This is a genomic window from Bacillus sp. NPDC093026 (assembly GCF_044754665.1).
Lineage (GTDB): Bacteria > Bacillota > Bacilli > Bacillales > Bacillaceae > Bacillus > Bacillus maqinnsis.
Map to the genome: position 1 here is coordinate 78,531 of NZ_JBIVPN010000009.1, position 22,290 is coordinate 100,820.

The following is a 22,290-nucleotide window of genomic DNA, read 5'->3' on the forward strand; positions in this document are numbered from 1 at the left end:
GTTAATTTTAAGCCTCATTTCCGTTATACGCAAGTCGGGCGGAATTGATTTGAAATGCAAAAAAAGATAAGCTATAAACAAATGCAAAAGGGAGTGTCTCTATGGGCAAGGCAGCAGATAGTAAAGAGCAGCAAGTCGATTACTTAAGGAACCGACTAGATATGTTGATGCATGTCATTGATTCGTTAGATCCCGAATCAACAGATGTTGAGGATATAGACAGACTCATTCAGATGATTGATGATTTAGAAGCGAAATACGAACGTTTTAAAACCGATTGGAAAGATCAGTAGCTTGCACATGCGGGCTTTTTCATTAAATTGGCAGGTCAAAGTCAGTATGAGTCTCGGTCAGATTCTGCACAATATAAGAAAAACCGGGAAGTGACGAAGATGAAAAAATATATGCTGATCTGTTTATGTGCACTTTTCTTGTCGATGCCAATTTCAGAAGCAACAGCAGTGTCGAACCAACCCATTCATTGGGGATTTGCCAAAAGCAAACAGCACAAACCAGCAGATGCTGGAAAAAAACTCACGACACTTTTAAAAAAATATGATGCCTTTTATTTAGGGGATACAAAAAAGAAAGAAATTTATCTTACGTTCGATAATGGCTACGAGAACGGGTATACACCCAAGATTTTAGACGTGCTGAAAAAACATAAAGTACCTGGGACCTTTTTTGTCACAGGTCATTTTGTAAAGGATCAGCCACAACTTGTGAAACGTATGGCAGAGGAAGGGCATATTATTGGCAACCATTCATTCCATCATCCTGATTTAACGAAAAAGACTGCTAATGAAATCAAAGAGGAGCTAGACAGTGTAAATGAAGCGGTTTACAAAATAACGGGAAAGCAAGATAATCTTTACCTTCGTCCTCCGCGCGGGGTGTTTAGTGAAAGGGTATTAAAGGAAACGAAACAGCTAGGCTATCAAACCGTTTTCTGGTCGGTTGCCTTTGTAGACTGGCATATTCACCATCAAAAAGGAAAACAATATGCCTATGATCAAATGATAAAACAGGCTCACCCAGGTGCAATTTATTTACTTCACACCGTATCACGTGATAATGCCGAGGCACTGGAAGATGCAATCACGTCTTTAAAAAAACAAGGTTATTCTTTTAAAAGCTTAGACGATCTCATGCTTCAAAAAGTATGGCATTTGCCTCAGCTATAGAAAAAAGCTTGCAGCACATCTGCAGGCTTTTTCCTTTCCCCTATGACGTGAAAACAAGGGAATCTTGTCCGCCTTTTGTTATTTAAAAATACGAAACCACCCTTTATGTTTAAACCATAGGAGCATGCCGGAGACAAGAATTCCCATGAAAATGAGCACCCCGTAATAGCCGTATTTCCAGTGCAATTCAGGCATGTAATCAAAATTCATTCCATAGACCCCAACAATAAAGGTCAGCGGAATAAATATGGTGGACACAATTGTCAATGTCATCATAATCGCATTCATCCGATTAGAATTCAGCGTCTGATAACTGTCCCTAAGGTCTGCTGTCATATCTCGGTTAGACTCAACAATCTCTGTCAATTTTAGAAGATGATCATATATATCATTAAAATAGGCTTGTCGGTTTTTGTCGCTTTTTATCATGTTAATGTTAACGATCCGATATAAAAGGTCTCTCATCGGAATAATTGTTCTTCTTAGCTTTAACAAATCTGACCGAATTCCGAACACTTCGTTCATTAAAGTACCATATGTTTTATGTCCTTCTTCATCTTCAATTTCATTCAACCTATCTTCAATCTGATATATAATCGGGAAGTAATCATCAACCAGCTGATCAATCAGCATATAGGCAAGATGCTCAGGTCCACTGTTTCGTATGTGATCAGATGCTTTGAGTTTCCGAATCACACGATCAATGTATGGCGCTTCTTTTAAATGAAAAGTAACGATATAGCTTTCACCAACAAAGAGATCTACTTCCTCTGAACGAAGTGTTTTTTGATTGAGGGCATGAAGAACGAAAAATAAATACCCATCATAAAAATCAAGCTTAGGTCGCTGCAAATAATGGAAGCAATCTTCTATCGCAAGCGGGTGAAACTGAAAGAATTCTTTCAGCATTGCTGCTTCTTTTTCAGTTGGCGCGTGAAAGTCAATCCAATACCAAGCGATATCGGGGCTTGAAAGCTGCTGTAATGTTGCATGTTCAATCAAGTCTCCGTTTTTTGTTACTGCAATTTTTTTCAGCATATGCACCCCTCCAGACTTGCATTATATCATGAAGCAGTGTGAGCAAACTTATTCATTTTGTCAATAAAAAAAGCCGATCTCATGAATGAGATCGGTCCATGTGCGTGTATGATTGAAGGATAAAAGCGAGATTTAAGGACGACGGAAGTTAACGAAACCACCGTTACGGTCAAACCAGCCTCTAAATGCCCAGTTGATGTAGCCGCCGTCACCTTTGTTTGTGAAAGATCCACTTTCAAATACCCAAACTCCGTAAGTGAGACCTCCGTATCTAACTGTAGCGAACGTTTTGACTCCGTTAAAACGTGTCTCATAGCCTTGGCTTAAGTTAAATACCATGACATTGTATCTAGCGCCAGCAGCATAGAAAGCAGACTCCATTAAACCTTTTACAAAGCCTTCACGGTTTGTGTTTGCATTAGCAGCATTGATGATTGCATTTGCAATACCAAGTACGTCAAAGTTAATGTTAACGTTAGTAGCTGATGCTTTACTTTCAGCAATTTTGTTTAAGACAGTTGGCTGAACAGTTGTTGAAACTGGAGCGGCTTTTGGCTCAGCAGCATGAGCAAAAACAGGTAGTGTCGAAGAAACAGCAGTAGCAAGTGCAATAGAAAGAATTGTTTTTTTCATTGGTCGGATCTCCTTTGTTTTTAATTTTTTTGGGTCTTACTTTTCGTAAAATTATGAAACTAGGTGAAGCTGGTTAATCAATGAGGTAAATATGTTCCTGTAAGATGAAATAAATGATTGCCTATTCTGCTAATTCCTTTGTTCACCTCCTTGATATGTCATAATTATAAATTTTTTTAAAAAGTAAGATATCGCCCATTGGTTCTATTTCTAATTTGAGGATTATGATCCTAAAATTTTGATAGATCATGTCGAATTTTGGTTGGATTCGCCTAAAATCTTGCGTGATTCCAAAAAGAAAATGACCGAAAATAAGGAAGATATGACTGATAAATTCTTGTACTCTTTATTTTTAAAAGTATTCAATATAGAGAATGATTCATATTAAATGAATCAATCATATCGCTTGTTTTGGCAGAAAGGGAGAGGCATATAATGTGGGAAAAAAAGTTGGTACTTGAGCCGCCATATCACTTCGATCAGGTGTTAAGGCGCTTATCAAATGATCCATTAAAGGCAGTAGATATGAAAAAAAGAGAAATTAAAGTACCGATCAGGTTGGGAAAAAATCCATATATTGCGATCGTTCGAGCAACTGGAACAATCGAGACGCCAACATTCCTTGTGCAGGCACATGGCCCAAAGGAACAAATCATATGTGAGATTGAGCGAATATTTGGGATGAATCATCAATTAAAAGTCATTCATGCCCACTTTTCTCAAACAAACCTTTCATCTATATTTGAACGTCACATGGGTACACCGCTTATGCTTGACTTTCATTTGTATCATTGTTTGATGAAATGCATCATTCATCAGCAGCTTAATCTGGTCTTTGCTTATGAGCTGACAAAGCGGTTTGTCCACACCTATGGAGAGCAAATAGAAGATGTTTGGTTTGATCCTTTACCAGAAACCATTGCCTCCCTTCACACAGACGACTTACGAAAGCTTCAATTCAGTCAGCGGAAGGCGGAATATGTCATTGACGTATCAAAACGAATCGTCAGCGGCTCCCTTTGTCTAGAGGAATTACACGCATTGCCGGATGTTGAAATTGAAGAGCGGCTTCTTCCAATTAGAGGAATTGGTCCTTGGACTGTTCAAAATGTGCTAATGAATGGACTTGGAAGACCGAATCTCTTTCCAATGGCTGATATCGGTATTCAAAACGCCATCAAACAGCATTTTGAATTGTCTGAAAAGCCGACAAAAGAGCAGATGGTGGAATTGAGTAAGGAGTGGGCGCCGTATTTAAGCTACGCTTCCCTTTATTTATGGAGAAGTATCGAGACAGACAAATAAATGAAACGCATTTTCTCTCTTTGTCCAAGTCGTGATATACTAATGAGATGGAATAAAATGAGGACAACCTATAAAGGTTCAAATAGAACGGAGAGAATGAAATTGAAAGAAAAACAGCAAGGGACCCTTCTGCAAAAGGGACAACAGTTCCCGCTGACGATTAAACGTCTTGGCATTAATGGTGAAGGAGTCGGTTATTTTAAAAAGCAAGTGGTGTTTGTTCCAGGGGCGCTTCCTGGTGAGGAAGTAGTCGTAGAAGCGACAAATGTACAGCCGAAATATGCAGAAGGTACGGTTAGGAAAGTGCGAAAACGCTCGGAGCATCGAGTGAAGCCGCCATGTCCAGTATACGAGCAGTGCGGAGGATGCCAGCTTCAGCATTTGGCTTACGAGCAACAATTAAAAGAAAAACGTGATATTGTCATTCAATCAATAGAACGTCATACGAAATTATTGGTAGAAAAACTAGATATCAGACCAACGATCGGCATGGAGAATCCTTGGCACTACCGGAATAAAAGTCAATTTCAAGTAGGACGTTCTCATAGTGGAGATATCATTGCAGGACTCTATGGGCTGAATTCTCACAAGCTTGTTCCGATTAAGGAATGTATCGTTCAGCATCCAAAAACGAACAAAACAACAGGCGTTGTCCGCAAAATTTTAGAGAAATTCGGCGTATCAGTTTACAACGAACGTACAAGGAAAGGAGACGTGCGTTCGATTGTCGTGCGAGTTGGTTTTAAAACAGGCGAGGTACAGGTCGTGCTTGTTACAGCTAAACCAGAATTTCCAAAGAAAAAAGAAATCGCCGAAGCCATTCAAAAACGTCTGCCAGAAGTAACGTCCATTATGCACAATATCAATGGTGAAAAAACATCTGTCATCTTTGGTCATAAGACTTCACACCTAGCTGGGAATATGGTCATTCAAGAGTTCCTTGGTGATGTTTCCTTTGAGCTGAGCGCACGTGCCTTCTTCCAATTGAATCCGAAGCAAACCTTAAAGCTTTATGATGAAGCCAAGAAAGCGGCCAAACTGACAGGAAAAGAGAAACTCGTCGATGCCTATTGCGGCGTTGGCACCATCGGCATGTGGCTCTCAGATGGCGCAAAAGAAGTAAGAGGAATGGACGTGATCAAAGAATCCATTGACGATGCCAAGAAAAACGCCAAAAAACACGGCATGAAAAACGCTACCTATGTGACAGGAACAGCGGAACACTGGTTGCCAAAATGGGTCAAACAAGGCTTCCGTCCTGACGTGATCGTCGTTGACCCACCAAGAACAGGCTGCGAACGCACCTTCCTAGACACCGTCAAAAAGGTCAAACCGAAACGCTTTGTCTATGTCTCCTGTAACCCATCAACACTAGCAAAAGACCTCGAATACATGTCAAAAGACTACAAGATCGAATATATTCAGCCAGTGGATATGTTTCCGCATACGGCGCATGTGGAGTGCGTGGTGTCGATGACGTTGAAATAATATAATGAAAATAAACTCTTCCAGTAAAAATAAATGAATCATTTCCTAAACAGATCTGGATTTCGGTAAAATAAACAATTCCGATTTCTGGGTCTTTTTTTTGCTGATTTCATGACTCTCTTCTTTTGAATTTCTCTTTCTTCTTTTTTTCGGAGATCTTTTAAGATTGCTAATTAAATATGGATTTGTTGTTAAAGGTAACAAGCTAATCAGACGCATTTGATACTGGCATTGAAGTCTTTTGCTACTTGTAATAGTTATTATGTAGAAGAATTATTGAATAGAATTGTGGAGGAGTTTGCAGGAAGATAATAGTAGTCAGAATTCTCGGGAATGACTTCACCCTTGTACAGATATCCACGCTTGAAGTTTTACAGAGATATGTACTATGGAAATCAGTATTGGGTTCTGTTACTATTTAGAAAATAGGTCCATGGACATTTAAGGAGCTTTGTTATATTCAAATGAATACAACAAAAGTGATAAATTGGAATAGATTTTTATTTCTGTCGCAGAATCACTCGTATCCATATATTAATTATTTTTGCGTAGATTTTTCTAGAAAGCCTAATGGAAGTGATATTTCTAAACATATAGAAGAAATATTTTCTATTAATTTTGAAAGCAGGTGACAGAATGAATAGAAATTCAAAACTTCTTTGGAGTGCAGATTTCACATCCGTATTTGGAAGTTCACTTTATAGCTTAGCGTTGACACTCTTGGCATTTGAAGTTACAGATAATGTTTTCTCATCTGGGATTGTTTTATTTCTAACCACAATTCCATATTTTGTATTTGGCTTTATCAGTGGAAGTATTATCGATAAAGTAGATAAAAAGAAGATAATGTTATTTTGTGATTTTATCCGAGCGATTTTAGTACTATCGATTCCTTTGCTTGATGTATTAGATTATCTAAACTATGGATATATTATTTTAGTGGGTATATTAATGACAGTGTTTAGAACTTTATTTTTTCCTGCTAATCAAGCATCAGTTAAACTACTAGTTACCAATGATAAGGAACTCAATACTGTTAATTCTTATGCAATGACGCAAGAGAACTCTAAAACCGAGTCTGCGTATAAAAGGGAAAATATTGAATCTTTTATTGCATAGAGACGTAATAAAGATTCGTCACGAACATTCAAAATGTCTAAAGAAGAAGCTGAAAAAAAATGAGAGTGGATTCTACGGAACTATTTTAGAGATTGAGAAAGAAGAAGTTTTAAAAACAGTGTAGCTTACTTGGATCATTACAAACATCATTGGATGTAACAAGCCTTCAGTTAGTTGCTGCACCTTTAGAAGAGAAGTGCTTTTTCAACAAAATGGAATATCATAGCAGGAAGACGGCGTTCTATCACGAAAGAAAATAATAAGAGAATGACTTTAGGTTCATCGTTTGAATTCAAGTGCGAGAAGCAACCTTATTCTTTCCAAAAGAATGAGAGAACGTACATACATTTTGAGCATTCAATATAGTAAAGTTAAATAACAGTTCATATTCACGAGGAGATAAAGTGTCTTAAGTAATAGAGCGACATATGTGTGCCAAAGTCATGTAAGAGTTCATAGTGTTTCAAGGTGAGTTTGATGTCATGCTAAGAAAGTGAGGATATCCACTTGAGTCCATTGGAAGTGTTTCGCCAGTTTTTAGTTGACCATTATCCTGCGCTACAAAATGAGCTTTGGCTGAAAGATGTTGATACCCTTCGAATCTCTCCCATTCTTCACCCTTTTCTTAAAAGTAAGTTGCCAGAAGGAGTAGAAAAATTCACTTGTGTGTTATTCACGCAGCAGACAGATCAATCAGGCGCACCCCTCAAAGTATATGTCCTATTAGATGAACACGAACAATCACTTTATGCCATTGATCTATTGAATGAACAATCGGTGCTCCATTAATGATGATGGCAGGGGAAGTAATCCCTGCCTTTTGTATATTGTCATGTATACAACTTCAGCCCCACTACACCGACGACAATGAGCAGCAGGCTCAGGATACGAATCAAGTTTTTCGGCTCTTTAAATAGAATCATATTAAATAAAACAGAGCCAGCTGTCCCTAAACCAATCCATATCGTATAGGCGACAGACACTTGAACAGAAGAGAATGAAGCATATAAAAATAAAAAGGAAGCGACAAAACCACCGACAAATAATAAGCCTGATGCGATTTGTTTTTTCTTACTGAACATATTTAAGCCAATGGTTCCGCCGATTTCACAGGCAGAGGCGAACAAAACAAAAAACCAGCCCATTTTATATCGCTTCTCCTTTCTGCTGATGCGTTTCTCCATCTGACACTTTTAAACCAATAATACCAATGATTAAAATGCCCATAAACAGCAGCTTTTCTAATGAGAATGATCCGCCGAACAGCGTATAATCCATGATGGACGTACCAATGCTTCCAACTCCGGCAAACACGGCATAGACCGTTCCTGTCGGTAACTTCTCGCAGGCTTTCATTAAAAAGTAAAAATCGATAGGGATGAGGCAGATAATGATCGCCCATTCCCAAACTGTATCTGCTTTATTTAAGCCAAACACCCAAAGTAATTCAAATAAACAAGTGAGTGCGACATATATCCAGCTTTTCTTCATCTCATCTCCTCCTATAACTGACGATTCGTCATTTTAAAGCCGAAAAAGAGCGTACAGCGTATGCTGTACTTTTTAAGGTGTCTCTATGCCGAGTGCGTAAAGGAGAAATTGCTTGACTTCCCGTTTTTGAATGAGCACCTCCTCTGTATCTGTTTCGGTAAACAAATACATTTGTTCCGCAGAGGACTCTAGTAAGCCAATAATAAATTTTGCCGCATATTGACAGTTCAAATTTGATCTAATGCGCTGTTCTTGCTTGGCTTTTTCTAAAAAGGCGGCAACCCATTTGTAGAGCGGTTCGTAAATATCTTCCCATTCCTTTAAATGCTCGGTTGCGGCTAAACCAGAGTAGGTGAGGGCAAGCACATCACGGTATTGTCTCGTAAAGGAGAAAATAAATTCAACAAGGGCATCTGCCTGATCAAGTACATCAGCATGCTGGGTTAATTCCTGTTCAATCGCAGGAACCATCTGTGAAATAAGATGCTCTGCAATGGCAGGCATCACAGAAAGCTTCGAGGGAAAATATAAATAATACGTTCCTTGTGCGACACCTGCTTTTTTCACAATGTCTGAAATGGTCGTCTTTTCAATCCCCTTTTCCTTAAACGCATCAATGGCAGCGAGCATAATCTTTTCTCGTTTCGACATAACCTCACCGACCTTAAATGACTGAATGTCAGTCATTTTAACCAAAAAATGACGATTTGTCAATATGAGACCTGCTAACTTCATTGATTGAGAAAATAAGGGATGAATAGACGGAATCAGGCATGAATAAGCTGTAATATGTCCAAGCATAACAGAGGAAAGGGGCAGCTCTCTTAATGACAGTCAGCGCAGTAATTTCGATTAGTTACTTTATTCTGCTCGTTCCGCTATATATTTATATGAGATACAGACAGGCAATAAAGCAAAACCGCTTTATCTATTTGCAAACGGAAATGGTTTTTGCCTGTCTGTTTTTTTATACAAACTTCCTGTTATATTTAACGGTCTTTCCGAATCGTTTTTCCGCCCCTAGGGATCAAGTCAGTGTCAATCTCATGCCTTTTCACTCGATCTATCAAAACGTTCACGCTTATCACCAAGGCTACCCAAATCTTGTATTTTTAAATCTTGCTGGAAACATTCTTTTATTTGTTCCGCTCGGTTTTTTACTTTATTGGAGATATAGAAAAATGTACTGGCAGAAAGCGATTTTAGCAGGTTTTCTCCTATCAACGATGATTGAAGTACTGCAATGGATTTTCTCCCAATTTGATATCATTACTAGAAGTAGCGATATAGATGATATGATATTGAATACGATAGGAACAGCGATAGGCTGTTTCATACATCACATGTACCAACGAAGGAAGGAGAAGATTAGGTGAAGCGAGTTTGTATCATTCCCTGTGGTGCAAAAAAAATATGGGATGTAAAGCCAGATGCGGGAAGCCAGCCGGCACACCTTGTCTATTTAAGCCCCCTTCATCAACGAACGAAGTGCTATGCCCAAACCTTTTTTTCCGATTGGCTGATTTTATCAGCGAAGCACGGTTTTTTACATGCACATGACATTGTATCTGATCATTATGATGTTGCGTTCGGAACTCCGCATCCTGAACAGATCACAGAAGAAGAACTCTATCGTCAATTCTATGAAAAAAAGCTATTCGCATATGATGAGCTTGTGATACTAGGGGGAAAGAAATATCGAAAAGTCATTGACCCATTATTGCAGTCTCATCAAAAGGCAAATTATCCGCTAACTCCTTATCAAGGGATTGGCTATATGTTACAGGCATTAAAGGCGGCAGTCGAGACAAAAACAGAACTTACGCCGCATATATAATGAATGCACAACTTTCTATTTGCAGGGTTTTGAAGATGAAAAAGAGAATGATTGAATAAGCGATGCTGGTCGCTTGCAGTTCTTTTCAACAGCCACTTTCATGCCGCATTGTCAATGGAGAGGTGGTTGAATTAAAAAAGGGGGCGTATGAACATGACAACCATCTATTTAGCTGGTGATTCAACCGTTGCGTCTTACCCAGATCGTCCTGTTCAAGGAGGTTGGGGAGAGTTTTTACATCGTTATACGGCAAAAGACGTAAAAGTCGTGAATCGGGCGATCGGTGGAAGAAGCTCAAAGACATTCATTGAAGAAGGGCGTCTTGATCACATATTGGCAGAGATTCAGCCGGGGGATTGGCTTTTTACTCAAATGGGACATAATGATGCATCAACATCGAAGCCTGAACGGCATACGGAACCTTTTACGACCTACAAAAGCTATTTGTCACAATATGTTCATGGAGCTAGAACAAAGGGGGCAACACCACTTTTGTTAACCCCTGTTGGACGATTTCATGAAAAAGACGGAGAATATATTAATGATTTTCCTGATTATTGTGCCGCCATGAAAGAATTAGCCGATGAGGAAGAGGTTCTTCTTGTTGATTTAATGACCGCCAGCCTTCGGTTTTATCAAATATCAGGTCTAGAGAAGACAACTTCTTACTTTATGCTGTCAACGGGTATTGATGACCGCACTCATTTTACAAAAGAAGGTGCAGATGCGATTGCAAGACTTGTCTCTCTTGAATTAAAGGATCTTGGTTTAAGCATTGTGTGAATCATGACAGGACGGGTGCAGTGCCCGTCTTGTTCTTTTTGGTAGAAAGCTATTGATTCCCTTGACCAGAGTAGACTACAATATACATATATGATAATGAGAATCAATATCACTTATAGATGTATTTTAGAAACTGGAGGGACTCAAATGACAGATCAGCTTGAATTATTTGACGTCACCATTATTGGAGGCGGTCCAGCAGGTATGTACACCGCCTTTTATAGCGGGATGCGAGATTTAAAGACGAAGATACTTGAGTATAATGAAAGCCTTGGAGGAAAAGTACTTCTTTACCCAGAAAAAGTCATTTGGGATGTAGGCGGATTGCCGCCAACAAGGGGTGAACAGCTCATTAAACAGCTCGAAACGCAGGCGAAAACATTTGACCCAGAAATTGCGCTGAATCAAAAAATCACAAAGTTCGAGCGTTTAGAGGATGGTCATATTCTGCTGACTGCTGAAAATGGTGATCGCCATTTAACAAAAACGGTCATTTTAGCGATGGGTCATGGAATTCCAGTTCAGCGTAAACTTGAAATCGAACATGCAGACCGTTATGAAGTGACAAACCTTTATTATACAGTGCAAGAGCTGAAGACATTTGCAGGTAAGCGAGTCGTCATATCCGGAGGCGGGGACTCAGCCGTGGATTGGGCAAATGCGCTTGAACCAATTGCTGAAAGCGTCACGGTTGTGCATCGTCGTGACATGTTTGGTGGACATGAGAAAAACGTGGCGAACATGAAAGCGTCAAGTGCACGAATTTTAACACCTCATGAACTGATAGAGCTTCATGGTCATGGAGAGAAAATTCAAGCTGTGACCATTCAGCATTTAGAAACAGGTGAAATCGAACGAATTGAAACTGATGCAGTCATTGTCAATCATGGTATGAAAGGTGATTTAAGTGTGCTAGCAGACTGGGGACTGAAGCAGGGGGATTGGGGACTAATCGAGGTCAATGAAAAAATGGAAACCAACTTACCAGGCGTATACGCCGTAGGAGACCTATGTACACATAAAAGCAAAGTCCGTTTAATTGCCGGTACATTTGTTGATGGCGTAAATGCATTGAATAGTGCAAAGCTTTACATTGAACCAGAAGCAGAAAAAGTGGCGTACGTCTCCTCACATAATGAACGCTTTAAAGAGAAAAACAAACAATTACAATCAGCTAGTGCTCATTGATTAGCATCCAGTCAAACATTGTTGTCAAAGGGTTAAAATGGTGTTTATTTTAGTCCTTTTTCACCAGCATGGAAGACCCGAGCACCAGTACTTAAGGATTTGACAACGAATGCAAGGGTTTGTCTACACGCTGAAGTGCTGCCAAGATGGGCAGCACTTTTTTCATATGGAAGGAGGAAGAGGAATTGACGCTCTAGACAGATACAATTCTTTCTATGACAGAAAGCAACGAACGATCCTTGATGAGAGGAAACCTTTTGGCGAGTGAAATCGTAGTACCTAATGAGGTGAATAAGATGCAAAAGCACTTAGAAAAAGAACTATTTCTCCTATCTATGAGACATGCCTTTATCGTATTTTATTTTTGGTTGCTTTCTTTCATTACCCAACCACTGGTTATTCAATCCCCTCTTTTTGTTGCAATCATTGTCCTTTTTATGTCCCATCATCTATTAGAAAGTATCGTTTGGTTTTATAAATCGAGAAAAATCAGGAAGCGTCAATCAGGAGATGTATCGAAACTTGGCCATGTTTTTATTCGGATTGTTCAAAGGGGAGAGCAGCTTTTCATCATCTGTTATGTGATGTTCTTCATCATTGATTTGGTGAAAGGTGAAGCGGACGTCTTTTCGCTCATGTTATCTGCTTTTCTCTTTGTAGTTATCTTACTTCAACATATTCAGTTTTATTACGTACAAATTTTCTTTAAGTCAACAAGTTGGTTGAAATACATTCCTTTTCAGCAAAAACCTCGACCTGCTTGCATTGTTAGGGAACGAAAGGCTATGGGACGGTCGTAAATGTGCCCTCCCTTGTTTTGATTCATATAAAATTAACAGAAAATGATGATAAAATGAGAAGCATGGAGAAAGGGAGTGTGCGAGGGTGAAAGCGGTTGGATTATATGAGTACTTGCCAATTGAACATGAGCAAAGCTTGATTGATCAGGAGGTTGAAAAGCCAATAGCAACTGGACGGGATGTGCTGGTCAAAGTAGAGGCTGTGTCGGTGAATCCTGTTGATACAAAGGTAAGGACATCTAAGAATCAGAAGGAAGAGGAATTGAAAATCCTCGGCTATGATGCTAGCGGGATAGTGGTTGAAGTGGGTGAAGCGTGTACGTTGTTTCAGCCTGGTGATCATGTGTACTATGCAGGAGACATCACTCGTCAAGGTTCTAATAGTGAATTTCAGCTTGTAGATGAACGAATCATTGCGAGAAAGCCTGCCAATCTCTCTTTTGCAGAAGCAGCAGCGATGCCACTGACGACAATTACTGCGTATGAGGCCTTGTTTGATCGCATGCATATCAAGCGAAATGAAGAGGAACGGACCATTTTAATCATAGGCGGTGCTGGTGGAGTAGGCTCCATTGCCATTCAACTGGCTAAATTAACAAATGCGACTGTCGTTGCAACAGCATCAAGACCAGAAACAAGACAGTGGTGCCTCTCATTAGGAGCCGATTACATCATTGATCATCATCAACCTTTATTGGCACAATTACAGGAAAAAAAGATCGGTGAAGTGGATGCTATTTTATGCTTAAACGATACTGACGGGCATTTTCAAGGAATGGCAGAAGCCATTAAACCACAAGGAACGATATGTACAATAGTTGAAAATCAAAACAGTTTGGATATTCAATTGCTAAAAAACAAAAGTGCTGCTTTTGTTTGGGAATTCATGTTCACACGCCCTATGTATAAGACAGAGGACATGATAAAACAGCATGAGCTGTTAACAGAAGCAAGTGAGTTATTTGAACAGGGGAAATTAAAGCACACTTTAACAAAAGTTCTGAGTCCTGTGAATGCAGCAAATTTGAGACAGGCACATCAAGAGCTTGAAAAAGGGCAGATGATCGGCAAGTTCGTGCTAGAAGGATTTTAAAGAGCAAAAGGAGCAGCAAATGACCTCACGACAATAATTGGTTATATGAACCATTTTGAACAACAAGCGTACTAAGGGACGATAGAAACGCGATTCCAAAAACCTTCATAGAGAATGATATACACGATGAAATAAAAAAGACGGATTTAACATGACCGTCTTTTTCCTCGTCTGTCTTCACTCTCTTTCGGGGCGAAGTGCCTTTTCTAATATGGCCAGACCTTCATTTACTTTTTCTTTTTCCTCATCGTTGAGCCGTTGGAGGGAATTTTTAATTTTTTCGTGTCCTTTTTGATAAATACTTCTGAAAATATTTTTGGCTTCCTCTGTCATTTCTACAACAATGATGCGTCGATCACGTTCAGAATGCTTCCGCTCGATAAAGTTTGACTGCTCTAAACGATCAAGCAGACCTGTCATATTGGACAAAGAAGCCCCCATTTTTTCAGCAATTTCGGATACCTTGAGAGAGCCATGGTTATTGAGCAGCATGAGCACTTTCATCTGAGGCATACTCATATCGAGTTTCATCCATTCAGAGACATCTCCGAGTCCTGCGGCTGTGAGTACTTTCATATAAAGCACCCATGTCTTTTTTTCTTCTGGAGATAGAATTTCCTCTTTTAGTACGGTGGTATCATGAATATTATACTCCACGCTTGTTCACTTCCTTTAAGCGGCTCTTCTCTTTATATTACTGATTTTTACTTCTAAAGGAAAGCATCATGAAGCTTTTGCATGTTAAACTGAATGAAACAAGTGGTATTTGTTGTATAATAATGTTCAGTTGAAAACAAATGAAGCAAACTAGAAAGTTGGGAAAAAGATGTGGAACAAAAAAACGGGCATGACAATCTTAAAAATGCTTTTTCCAGTCGTCATCATCCTTGTACTGATTTTTGTCGCCAAGCAGGAGCTCAGCGGCCTTTCCATTAAAAAGACCTTTTATATTATTGACAATTTGAATCGAATGGATTTGTTTATTCTTGTCTTTCTTGGACTGGTTGCTGTCCTCTCTATGTCCTTATATGATTTTATTTTAAGAAGAAGTCTTGATATGCAAATCAGTAGCTGGAAAACAGTTCGGATCTCTTGGATTGCGAACTCCTTTAACAGTGTACTTGGATTCGGAGGCCTATCAGGAGCAGGGCTCCGAACGCTTTTATATAAGGAGTACATATCAGATACGAAAAAACTGTTGAAAGGCATTGCGCTTTTGACATCTTCTGTTCTTTTAGGTTTATCTATTTTCAGTGATTTGATATTGGTCAGGGTCCTACCAGTTGAGAGTATTATTAGTCAGGAACCTTGGCTATGGGCATTTGTGATTATCTTTGCTTGTCTTGTGCCGATTTATATCATCATGGTCTCGGTTCAAAAAAGCTCGATTCAGGGGGGCGAAAAAGGACTTAAGCATCCGATTTACGCATACATCGGTGCATCATTTTTAGAATGGTTAGCAGCAGGTCTTGTCATGTATATGGCTGTTGTGGCAATGGGAATGAACGTCGATGTCCGAATCATATTAGGTGTGTTTGCCATTGCATCAATCGGCGGCTTAATCAGTATGATTCCAGGCGGATTCGGTTCATTTGATCTGATCTTTTTACTCAGTATGCAATACATTGGTTTCGATAAAGAAATGGTGCTGACAGCCCTTGTTTTGTATCGCTTCGTGTATTCGATCTTTCCGTTTATTCTTGGGCTTTGTCTGGCAGCATACGATTTAACTGGAACTACCCTTAAACGCCTTGAAGGCAATCCAAAAATGGCACCTGCCATTGAAACGACGAACGTCTTAATTGTATTGCACAGGGCATTATTAATCCGTTTGTTGTACGGTTCTTTATCCATTTTAACGTTTGGAAGCGGCTTATTGATTATGGCTTCCGTTGTGCTGCCTGTAGATCGTTTAGGGGTGATTACAAGCATTCCCCGTTTTCTGTTATCAGGGTTTAACGGTCTATCTTTAATGTTCGGGATCATCCTCATGATTTTGTCCATTGAAGTGTATAAAAGAACAAAGCGGTCTTACGTTTTGACGATGATTTCTCTAGCTGGCGGTTTTGTGTTTACCTTGCTAAAAGGGTTTAACCTAAGTCTGATTTTTATTTTGCCCGTCATTATGGCAGTTTTCTTTTCACTGCGAAATCAATTTGTGAAGCAGCAAGCCCCTTATTCCTTGTATCAATTTATAGCGGCTACAGTCGGATATTTACTGGTTCTGTTTAATTATAATGTCATAGGGAACTTTATCTGGGAGAAAATTGGACATTTCCTGAGCAAGGATTATCTTGTGCATAATGAACGGCACATCACCATGACGAGCATGATTGCTTTGATCGGTGTACCGCTTTTCTTCTTCATTAGTAGATTGATTTTTAATAAAAAGGCCTATCCTATTGGAGAGGAAGCAGATGAACAAAAATTAAAAGCGTTCCTAGAAGAAAAGGGAGGAAATGCACTCAGTCATCTTGGCTTTTTAGGAGATAAAAAGTTGTTTTTCTCAAGTGATGGTGAGGCAATGCTTCAGTTTGGACGCATTGGCCGCTGTGTGATTGTGCTTGGCGATCCATCTGGCCGTAAATCCTCTTATCCGCTTGTTCTTGAGGAATTTTTGCAGGAGACCGAAACAGCAGGTTACCGCGTTGCATTCTATCAAGTGGAACGTGAAGGGATGGCCTTGTATCACGATCTAGGTTTTCACTTCTTTAAGCTTGGAGAAGAAGCCATAGTCAACTTAGAAACATTTTCTCTTTCAGGTAAGAAAAAATCAAATCTTAGAGCTGTCGCCAATAAGTTTGAGCGGGAAGGCTACACTTTTGAAATGGTTGAACCACCTTTTTCTGATGAATTTCTGTCCACATTAAAATACATTTCGGATAGTTGGCTCGGGAAGAAAAAAGAAAAAGGCTTTTCACTTGGTTACTTTCATGTAGACTATCTACAAAAAGCACCCGTTGCGATACTCAAGGATGAGCAGGGAAAGGTCATTTCTTTTGTTTCCTTAATGCCAATGTATCAAGAAGGGGAGATCTCAATCGACTTAATGCGGCATATGCATGATGCACCGAATGGGATGATGGATGCCCTTTTCATCCACCTCTTTCAATGGGCAAAAGAAAAAGGCTACAAATCATTTAATATGGGGATGGCGCCACTGTCGAATGTAGGAACGTTTCATCAGTCCTTTCTAACAGAACGCTTAGCCAGCGTCATCTTTAACAACGTGAGATATATGTATAGTTTTAGCGGCTTACGGTCGTTTAAACAAAAATACAAACCAGAATGGCGGGGGAAATATTTAGCGTATAAAAAGAATACGTCACTGCCTGTCACTATGGCGCTCGTCACCAAACTGATCGGGATGGACCCAAACCGAAAACGGTCTCAATAAGACAAAAAACCTTTTTCTTCACTAGGTGAAGGTTTTTTTAGACAAAAGAATAGAAAAAGTGGTAAAGTGGAAGGGTAAGGGGGATGTAAGGAATGACATTAAATGAATGGTTTACAAAGGGATTAGCTGAACGTACTTATGTACATAACATGGAGAAAAACCGCGTTAACCTACTCACGGTGTACAACCAGTATGCGATTCACCAAAAAGAAAAAGAACTGCTTCAGCGTCTACAGAAGAAAAAGCTAAGAGCGCTTGTCATCACAGCAGATTGGTGCGGGGATGCGATGGTGAATGTACCAATCTTTATGCGCATTGCGAGTGAAGCACTCATTGATGCACGCTATTTCATTCGAGATGAGCATCTAGACCTAATGGATCGGTATTTAACGAACGGGACCGCAAGATCAATTCCAATTATCATCTTCATTGATCAAGACGGGAATGAAGTGGGAAAATGGGGACCGCGTTCAGCAGAAGCACAGCGCTTTGTGGATGAGAAAAAACCTGATAAAGGAGTACCTGAATTTGAGGCTGCTTTTGAGGCATTTGCCAAAGAAGCCGCACATCGTTACACGACAGATCGTTACTTATGGAAAGATATTGAGAAAGAAATAGTAGAAGTTTTGGCAAAAATATAAACCAAAAGACTACTTCGCCGCAATGGGAAGTAGTCTTTTTTATCTTGTTATTGCGTTTTCTTACAAATCACCGCATACATAAAGATGTAGAAAAACCGCAGAAATCGATCAAATCCCGCAGAAAACCGCAATGCATCATGATTTTCCCAACAAGTTTTAGTTGAAAAACGTCATATATGCCAAGAAATCATCAATTTTGCCCTTATCTAAAGGCTCATATAACGCACAACCGTTTGCTTTTTCCCAATACAAGAGGCCCAGCAACTATAGTAATCTAGTTGTAATCTCCTTTGAACGAACTAAAAAAACAAATGACGGAAAAGGACTGGCGGTTAATTTATGAAAAAAATCATTTATCTAGAGCAAGAAAAGAAGAAGCTAGCTGAATCAAAAAAAAGAGAACAACGTTCCATCAAATCATTAAGGCTGCTTGTGTTTTTCGATGGACAAAGTCCTACATGTGCGAAGGCAATTGATCTATTAAAAGCACTCGATTGGAAGAATCGCATTCACTTCGAATCATTTAGGAATTCACAGCTTCTAAAGCTGAATAAAATAAGCGAAGATAAAGCAGAGAAACGAATCGTCTCTATCTCCTTAGCCAAAAATCAAAAAAATTCAGGGATTTATACAATGTTGCGTATTGCTTGCAACATCCCTGCATTATGGGGAACGGTCCCATTTATTTTGCTTAGCATCTGGTTTGGCTTCGGGCAATATGTGTACGATTATTTTTCGAAAAAACGATATATTCATTCTGTCGAACAAGTGCCCCGTCCTGAAAGAGATCAACAAAAGACAATCTAAAATATAGAAAAAGCATGACCTTTGATCGGCAGAAGGTCATGCTTTTTTGTAGTATGGAACATATCGCTCTAAGTGGCGAAGCAGTTTCTTAGTATATGAGGAAAACTCACACTGATCAAGCTCAGAAGACGCATAAGAAAGCAGGGTTCTGAGTGCAAAAAGATACTCATTGTGTAATTGGTGGTTATCAAAGTACGGAATGGCTGCTTCGACTAAATATGTTTTTAAATCATGAGGGTTCTGTTCAATCATTAATTTATAGATTTTGATCATATATAAACAGTGCGGCTGAATACGTGGCTGTTTTAACAACTCATGTATGTAGGGAAGTGCCTTCTTCCGATCATATTCAGCATATAATGTCGCGATTTCATACAGCGTTTCACAATAGCGATCCTCTATTTGTTCCTGATTAAAGTAATTCAATGAATCTAGTAAAAAAGGCACAGCCGATGAAAAATCACCTTCACGTTTCAAAAGAACCCCGTAATAAAAATAAGCGATCATTTTAATAAAAGAATCTGGATAAAGCGATGTATGCAAAATGACTTCTTTTAAATATTTCTTAGCTGTTTGAAATGCTTTTAATTCCAGCGAGATCACGCCATGTATCAGTGTACAATGAATGATTCGTTTGAAATTGTTTTTTTGCCTATATAAGTCCATCGCCTGATGTGTTGCCTCAAGAGCATCACCAAAACGTCCCATTTTTCCAAGTGCTTTCGCATAATTATAATAAAGATCACTTTGTTCGACAGAAGCGTAAGAAAAGCAGCTTTCGAGCTTTTTCAACCCTTCTTCTAGTTGACCATTTTTAATCTGATGGATCCCATCTAGATATTCAAAGGTTTCCTTCTCTGTTTCAATAAAGGTCTTTTCAAACTTTTTTAACACGCGATATGTCTTTAATGCAAGCGGCTGCTTTTCAGTTAATAGATAAAATTGAAATAAGGACAAATGATACTGAATGCCTAAATCTAACGAAAAAAACTGTTCTTCATGATGAATAATCATTTCAGCGTTTTGTTCAGCCTGATCTAGGGCATAGAAATACATGTTCATTTGAAACTCATTAAGCAATGACAGCAAGTGACGTGCTTTTTGAGAGAGCGTTTCTTGGCTGATTCCAAGTCTGGCAAGCAGTAAATTGATCGTATCTTGATTCGCCTCTTTTGAACCATTTTCAATTTTGCTTAAATGAGACACAGAACAAATTCCTTCTGCCAATTCGGATTGGGTCATATTTTGTTTATATCGATAGAGCTTTATAATTTGTCCTATATTGGTTTTCATTACATCAAAAAGCCTCCCTTCCAATCATGGGTCGAAAGCCTTTAGCAAAAACAGCCAGTTGAATAAATGCTTAAATGGGAAAAAGCTGAAATGATTTGATTATTTTGGCTCCTCTTTCAAAATTTATTTAAAACGTAATATGATTGTAACATTAGTTGAAAAAATCAAACAACTTTTAAGCTAATGAAAAGGAAGGATCCTTATTTGCAACAAATCACTATGATGTTTATAATGTGAATGAGAATCAATTTCAATTAAATTGATTGAAAGGATGACATATATGCCAGAAATGAAACAACAAACGCAAAGGTTAACAGTTCGAGACGCTATTAGATATAGACGTTCAATTCGAAAATTCAAAGATATAGCTGTTTCCATTGAACAGCTTCAACCTTTATTAGAAGATGCGGTCTATGCGCCGAATCATAAACTGACTGAACCATGGCGCTTTCTTTATGCCACAACGGATGAAGCGAAAGCGACATTTGTAGAACGGTTTATTGCCTACTTTAAGCGAAACAATCCTGATGCGAAAGATGAGAAAATCATTCAATATCGAGAATATTTTTCGAAAGTGCCAGCCCTTTTATTTGTCGTGTTAAAGGAGAATGAGGACCCTGTTGTGAGAAATGATGACTTTGCAGCAGTCAGTTCCCTCATTCAAAACCTCCAGTTGCTCGCTTGGGATCAAGGGATCGGAATGGTATGGAAGAGCGGTAGAATTTTGTACGATCGAGGCTTTCAACAAGATATGGGATTAAAAGAAAACGAACGCTTTGCAGCCATTCTTCATATTGGTTATCCAGAAGAAATCCCCGAGGTAAAAAAGCGACAAAAGGCGTCAACCCTGCTAACGGAACTTAGCTAACAAGACAGAGAAAAAGCAGACCTCTAAAAGATCTGCTTTTATGAATTATTGATTCTTGGCACGTTGATCTGCTGCTTTCATTCGTGCCATTGCTTTTACGTCATTTGGATCTGCAAGTTCTTTGGAAAATTCAACAAATTCGCCATCCGTCTCATTGGCATAAGCCTGCCTGACGGATTGTTTGTTTTGGTCTTTTTTCAAGGCCTTCTCCTCCTTTACAAGATCATTTTAGTTATGTGCTTGTTGGAGTGGAATATCCGCATCATTTGCTTCTTTTTTCTTCTGCCTTTTCCGCTTTTTTAAATTCCTGCTGATACAGAACTTCCTGTGTCTTCTTTAGCGGAGAAGTTGGTTGGTGATCTTTCTTTTTCATCACAACAGCCTCCTCACATGGTTTCCCTTTTAGAGTTGCTGTTTTAAACTTTTTTTATTCCTCGGAATGTAAAATGGCTTCTTTTAGGTCTGGATGTAGAAATTCATAAGAAGACAGCAGTGCTTTTTTCGGTAGTGCCCGCTGTCCTTCTAAGACAAGTAAGGACATCTCCCCAAGTACAGCTTTGATCACAAAGGAAGGAACCTTCAGCCAATGAGGGCGATGGAGTGCTGATGCAATGGTTTGACCAAGCTGTTTCATCTGAACCGGATTAGGAGAGGTCACATTTAGTGGACCAGATACATGATCATGTTGAATCGCAAAAGCAATGAGATGTGCCACGTCCTCCACGTGAACCCAAGATACCCATTGTGAACCAGAACCGATTGTTCCACCGGCAAATAGTTTGTATGGCAGTGTCATAAGAGGCAGGGTACCTTTTTCCCCTAATACGACTCCAAAACGTGTATAGACTGTACGGATGCCGAGTGCTTCAATCTTTTGACCTTCAGCTTCCCAAAGCTTTGATGTATGACTTAAAAAATCTGTCTCTTGCGGTGAAGATTCCTCTGTAAAATCCTGCGTCTTTGAAGTGCCATAAATACCGACAGCACTTGCCTGAATGAGCACAGACGGATTTGATGCTTGTGCTTCAATGATTCGCCTCACTTCTTTTGTTGCCTGAAGCCGGCTTGAGAGGATTGCTTTTTTGGCATTGTTCGTCCAGCGTGTAAAAATGGATTTGCCCGCAAGGTTAATCCATACATCAATAGGAGGCAGTTCATTTTCAGGTGCAGCACCTTCTGTCAGCCACTGGACGTAATGTAAATGTTTTTGTTCGGATTCCTTTGAATTTCTTGTTAAAATATATAGATGATGTCCTTCATCTGCGAGCACTTTTGTCAATTGCTGACCGATAAACCCAGTTCCTCCGGTGATGGCGATATTCAAA

General features: G+C 39.3%; 26 protein-coding genes. 16 read left to right on the top strand and 10 right to left on the bottom strand.

The annotated features are described in order from the left end of the window. Positions 1-101 precede the first annotated feature (101 nt). On the top strand, positions 102-293 hold the full coding sequence (locus ACIQCE_RS15215) for an SE1561 family protein (protein WP_400495808.1): 192 nt from the start codon (positions 102-104) through the stop codon (positions 291-293). Positions 294-392: 99 nt separating this feature from the next. Beyond that, complete coding sequence (gene pdaA / locus ACIQCE_RS15220; RefSeq protein ID WP_400495810.1) at positions 393-1,184, top strand: delta-lactam-biosynthetic de-N-acetylase; 792 nt, start codon at positions 393-395, stop codon at positions 1,182-1,184. A 78-nt stretch (positions 1,185-1,262) separates the two neighbouring features. On the opposite strand, the gene corA is transcribed toward pdaA, so the two are convergent. Then, entirely contained in the window at positions 1,263-2,222 is a 960-nt protein-coding gene (gene corA / locus ACIQCE_RS15225) for a magnesium/cobalt transporter CorA (protein ID WP_353856357.1), read from the bottom strand. Between the two features lie 132 nt (positions 2,223-2,354). After that, on the bottom strand, positions 2,355-2,855 hold the full coding sequence (locus ACIQCE_RS15230; protein ID WP_400495812.1) for a stress protein: 501 nt from the start codon (positions 2,853-2,855) through the stop codon (positions 2,355-2,357). Between the two features lie 435 nt (positions 2,856-3,290). Here ACIQCE_RS15230 and ACIQCE_RS15235 point away from each other — a divergent pair, with 435 nt between their 5' ends. The 4 genes from ACIQCE_RS15235 to ACIQCE_RS15250 all read left to right on the top strand — a co-directional run bounded on the left by ACIQCE_RS15235 (position 3,291) and on the right by ACIQCE_RS15250 (position 7,556). Then, a complete protein-coding gene (locus tag ACIQCE_RS15235; protein ID WP_400495814.1) occupies positions 3,291-4,160 on the top strand; it encodes a DNA-3-methyladenine glycosylase family protein in 870 nt (289 codons plus the stop codon). Between the two features lie 96 nt (positions 4,161-4,256). After that, positions 4,257-5,648, top strand: a complete 1,392-nt coding sequence (rlmD, locus tag ACIQCE_RS15240) for a 23S rRNA (uracil(1939)-C(5))-methyltransferase RlmD (protein WP_400495815.1) — start codon at positions 4,257-4,259, stop codon at positions 5,646-5,648. Positions 5,649-6,284: 636 nt separating this feature from the next. Then, complete coding sequence (locus ACIQCE_RS15245; RefSeq protein WP_400495817.1) at positions 6,285-6,767, top strand: MFS transporter; 483 nt, start codon at positions 6,285-6,287, stop codon at positions 6,765-6,767. Positions 6,768-7,274: 507 nt separating this feature from the next. Beyond that, on the top strand, positions 7,275-7,556 hold the full coding sequence (locus ACIQCE_RS15250) for a hypothetical protein (RefSeq protein WP_400495819.1): 282 nt from the start codon (positions 7,275-7,277) through the stop codon (positions 7,554-7,556). Between the two features lie 41 nt (positions 7,557-7,597). On the opposite strand, the gene ACIQCE_RS15255 is transcribed toward ACIQCE_RS15250, so the two are convergent. The 3 genes from ACIQCE_RS15255 to ACIQCE_RS15265 all read right to left on the bottom strand — a co-directional run bounded on the left by ACIQCE_RS15255 (position 7,598) and on the right by ACIQCE_RS15265 (position 8,909). Continuing rightward, entirely contained in the window at positions 7,598-7,912 is a 315-nt protein-coding gene (locus tag ACIQCE_RS15255) for a DMT family transporter (RefSeq protein WP_400495821.1), read from the bottom strand. 1 nt (position 7,913) lies between these two features. After that, positions 7,914-8,258, bottom strand: a complete 345-nt coding sequence (locus ACIQCE_RS15260; RefSeq protein ID WP_400495823.1) for a DMT family transporter — start codon at positions 8,256-8,258, stop codon at positions 7,914-7,916. A gap of 72 nt (positions 8,259-8,330) precedes the next feature. After that, entirely contained in the window at positions 8,331-8,909 is a 579-nt protein-coding gene (locus ACIQCE_RS15265; protein ID WP_400495881.1) for a TetR/AcrR family transcriptional regulator, read from the bottom strand. 176 nt (positions 8,910-9,085) lie between these two features. Between ACIQCE_RS15265 and ACIQCE_RS15270 the strand changes: the two genes are divergently transcribed. The 6 genes from ACIQCE_RS15270 (at position 9,086) to ACIQCE_RS15295 (ending at position 13,959) form a co-directional block, all read left to right on the top strand. After that, complete coding sequence (locus tag ACIQCE_RS15270; RefSeq protein WP_400495825.1) at positions 9,086-9,634, top strand: VanZ family protein; 549 nt, start codon at positions 9,086-9,088, stop codon at positions 9,632-9,634. Further along, positions 9,631-10,095: a DUF6884 domain-containing protein gene (locus ACIQCE_RS15275; protein ID WP_400495827.1), complete on the top strand. Its 465-nt coding sequence runs from the start codon at positions 9,631-9,633 to the stop codon at positions 10,093-10,095. The genes ACIQCE_RS15270 and ACIQCE_RS15275 overlap by 4 nt, the downstream gene beginning before the upstream one ends. A gap of 153 nt (positions 10,096-10,248) precedes the next feature. Continuing rightward, positions 10,249-10,878, top strand: coding sequence for a rhamnogalacturonan acetylesterase (locus ACIQCE_RS15280; RefSeq protein WP_400495829.1), 630 nt, complete (start codon positions 10,249-10,251; stop codon positions 10,876-10,878). A 147-nt stretch (positions 10,879-11,025) separates the two neighbouring features. Next, positions 11,026-12,066 (top strand): NAD(P)/FAD-dependent oxidoreductase, encoded by a 1,041-nt coding sequence (locus tag ACIQCE_RS15285; RefSeq protein ID WP_400495831.1) that lies wholly within the window; start codon positions 11,026-11,028, stop codon positions 12,064-12,066. Positions 12,067-12,323: 257 nt separating this feature from the next. Further along, on the top strand, positions 12,324-12,866 hold the full coding sequence (locus ACIQCE_RS15290; protein WP_400495833.1) for a hypothetical protein: 543 nt from the start codon (positions 12,324-12,326) through the stop codon (positions 12,864-12,866). Positions 12,867-12,951: 85 nt separating this feature from the next. Continuing rightward, the gene (locus ACIQCE_RS15295; protein ID WP_400495834.1) at positions 12,952-13,959 is read left to right on the top strand and encodes a zinc-binding alcohol dehydrogenase family protein; all 1,008 of its coding nucleotides are present in this window, start codon (positions 12,952-12,954) and stop codon (positions 13,957-13,959) included. 177 nt (positions 13,960-14,136) lie between these two features. Here ACIQCE_RS15295 and ACIQCE_RS15300 read toward each other — a convergent pair whose 3' ends face one another. After that, positions 14,137-14,616 (bottom strand): MarR family transcriptional regulator, encoded by a 480-nt coding sequence (locus tag ACIQCE_RS15300; protein WP_353856340.1) that lies wholly within the window; start codon positions 14,614-14,616, stop codon positions 14,137-14,139. Between the two features lie 169 nt (positions 14,617-14,785). Between ACIQCE_RS15300 and mprF the strand changes: the two genes are divergently transcribed. From mprF to ACIQCE_RS15315, 3 genes are all read left to right on the top strand, one after another. After that, entirely contained in the window at positions 14,786-17,356 is a 2,571-nt protein-coding gene (mprF, locus tag ACIQCE_RS15305) for a bifunctional lysylphosphatidylglycerol flippase/synthetase MprF (protein ID WP_400495836.1), read from the top strand. Positions 17,357-17,448: 92 nt separating this feature from the next. Further along, complete coding sequence (locus tag ACIQCE_RS15310) at positions 17,449-17,997, top strand: thioredoxin family protein (RefSeq protein ID WP_400495838.1); 549 nt, start codon at positions 17,449-17,451, stop codon at positions 17,995-17,997. A gap of 339 nt (positions 17,998-18,336) precedes the next feature. Then, the gene (locus tag ACIQCE_RS15315) at positions 18,337-18,804 is read left to right on the top strand and encodes a thiol-disulfide oxidoreductase DCC family protein (protein WP_400495840.1); all 468 of its coding nucleotides are present in this window, start codon (positions 18,337-18,339) and stop codon (positions 18,802-18,804) included. Between the two features lie 36 nt (positions 18,805-18,840). Here the strand turns inward: ACIQCE_RS15315 and ACIQCE_RS15320 are convergent, their stop codons facing one another. Then, positions 18,841-20,097, bottom strand: coding sequence for a helix-turn-helix domain-containing protein (locus tag ACIQCE_RS15320; protein WP_400495842.1), 1,257 nt, complete (start codon positions 20,095-20,097; stop codon positions 18,841-18,843). Positions 20,098-20,377: 280 nt separating this feature from the next. Here ACIQCE_RS15320 and ACIQCE_RS15325 point away from each other — a divergent pair, with 280 nt between their 5' ends. Further along, the gene (locus ACIQCE_RS15325) at positions 20,378-20,965 is read left to right on the top strand and encodes a nitroreductase family protein (RefSeq protein WP_400495844.1); all 588 of its coding nucleotides are present in this window, start codon (positions 20,378-20,380) and stop codon (positions 20,963-20,965) included. A gap of 45 nt (positions 20,966-21,010) precedes the next feature. Here ACIQCE_RS15325 and ACIQCE_RS15330 read toward each other — a convergent pair whose 3' ends face one another. The 3 genes from ACIQCE_RS15330 to ACIQCE_RS15340 all read right to left on the bottom strand — a co-directional run bounded on the left by ACIQCE_RS15330 (position 21,011) and on the right by ACIQCE_RS15340 (position 22,289). Further along, entirely contained in the window at positions 21,011-21,166 is a 156-nt protein-coding gene (locus ACIQCE_RS15330; protein ID WP_400495846.1) for a YfhD family protein, read from the bottom strand. 61 nt (positions 21,167-21,227) lie between these two features. Next, complete coding sequence (locus tag ACIQCE_RS15335; protein WP_353856333.1) at positions 21,228-21,338, bottom strand: YfhE family protein; 111 nt, start codon at positions 21,336-21,338, stop codon at positions 21,228-21,230. Positions 21,339-21,392: 54 nt separating this feature from the next. Further along, a complete protein-coding gene (locus ACIQCE_RS15340) occupies positions 21,393-22,289 on the bottom strand; it encodes a TIGR01777 family oxidoreductase (RefSeq protein ID WP_400495850.1) in 897 nt (298 codons plus the stop codon). Between the last annotated feature and the right edge of the window lies 1 nt (position 22,290).

Coding starts and splice junctions, on each gene's coding strand:
- ACIQCE_RS15215 (WP_400495808.1), top strand. CDS start 102: ATGGGCAAGGCAGCAGATAGTAAAGAGCAGCAAGTCGATTACTTAAGG.
- pdaA (WP_400495810.1), top strand. CDS start 393: ATGAAAAAATATATGCTGATCTGTTTATGTGCACTTTTCTTGTCGATG.
- corA (WP_353856357.1), bottom strand. CDS start 2,222: ATGCTGAAAAAAATTGCAGTAACAAAAAACGGAGACTTGATTGAACAT.
- ACIQCE_RS15230 (WP_400495812.1), bottom strand. CDS start 2,855: ATGAAAAAAACAATTCTTTCTATTGCACTTGCTACTGCTGTTTCTTCG.
- ACIQCE_RS15235 (WP_400495814.1), top strand. CDS start 3,291: ATGTGGGAAAAAAAGTTGGTACTTGAGCCGCCATATCACTTCGATCAG.
- rlmD (WP_400495815.1), top strand. CDS start 4,257: ATGAAATTGAAAGAAAAACAGCAAGGGACCCTTCTGCAAAAGGGACAA.
- ACIQCE_RS15245 (WP_400495817.1), top strand. CDS start 6,285: ATGAATAGAAATTCAAAACTTCTTTGGAGTGCAGATTTCACATCCGTA.
- ACIQCE_RS15255 (WP_400495821.1), bottom strand. CDS start 7,912: ATGGGCTGGTTTTTTGTTTTGTTCGCCTCTGCCTGTGAAATCGGCGGA.
- ACIQCE_RS15260 (WP_400495823.1), bottom strand. CDS start 8,258: ATGAAGAAAAGCTGGATATATGTCGCACTCACTTGTTTATTTGAATTA.
- ACIQCE_RS15265 (WP_400495881.1), bottom strand. CDS start 8,909: ATGTCGAAACGAGAAAAGATTATGCTCGCTGCCATTGATGCGTTTAAG.
- ACIQCE_RS15270 (WP_400495825.1), top strand. CDS start 9,086: ATGACAGTCAGCGCAGTAATTTCGATTAGTTACTTTATTCTGCTCGTT.
- ACIQCE_RS15280 (WP_400495829.1), top strand. CDS start 10,249: ATGACAACCATCTATTTAGCTGGTGATTCAACCGTTGCGTCTTACCCA.
- ACIQCE_RS15285 (WP_400495831.1), top strand. CDS start 11,026: ATGACAGATCAGCTTGAATTATTTGACGTCACCATTATTGGAGGCGGT.
- mprF (WP_400495836.1), top strand. CDS start 14,786: ATGTGGAACAAAAAAACGGGCATGACAATCTTAAAAATGCTTTTTCCA.
- ACIQCE_RS15310 (WP_400495838.1), top strand. CDS start 17,449: ATGACATTAAATGAATGGTTTACAAAGGGATTAGCTGAACGTACTTAT.
- ACIQCE_RS15315 (WP_400495840.1), top strand. CDS start 18,337: ATGAAAAAAATCATTTATCTAGAGCAAGAAAAGAAGAAGCTAGCTGAA.
- ACIQCE_RS15320 (WP_400495842.1), bottom strand. CDS start 20,097: ATGAAAACCAATATAGGACAAATTATAAAGCTCTATCGATATAAACAA.
- ACIQCE_RS15325 (WP_400495844.1), top strand. CDS start 20,378: ATGCCAGAAATGAAACAACAAACGCAAAGGTTAACAGTTCGAGACGCT.
- ACIQCE_RS15335 (WP_353856333.1), bottom strand. CDS start 21,338: ATGAAAAAGAAAGATCACCAACCAACTTCTCCGCTAAAGAAGACACAG.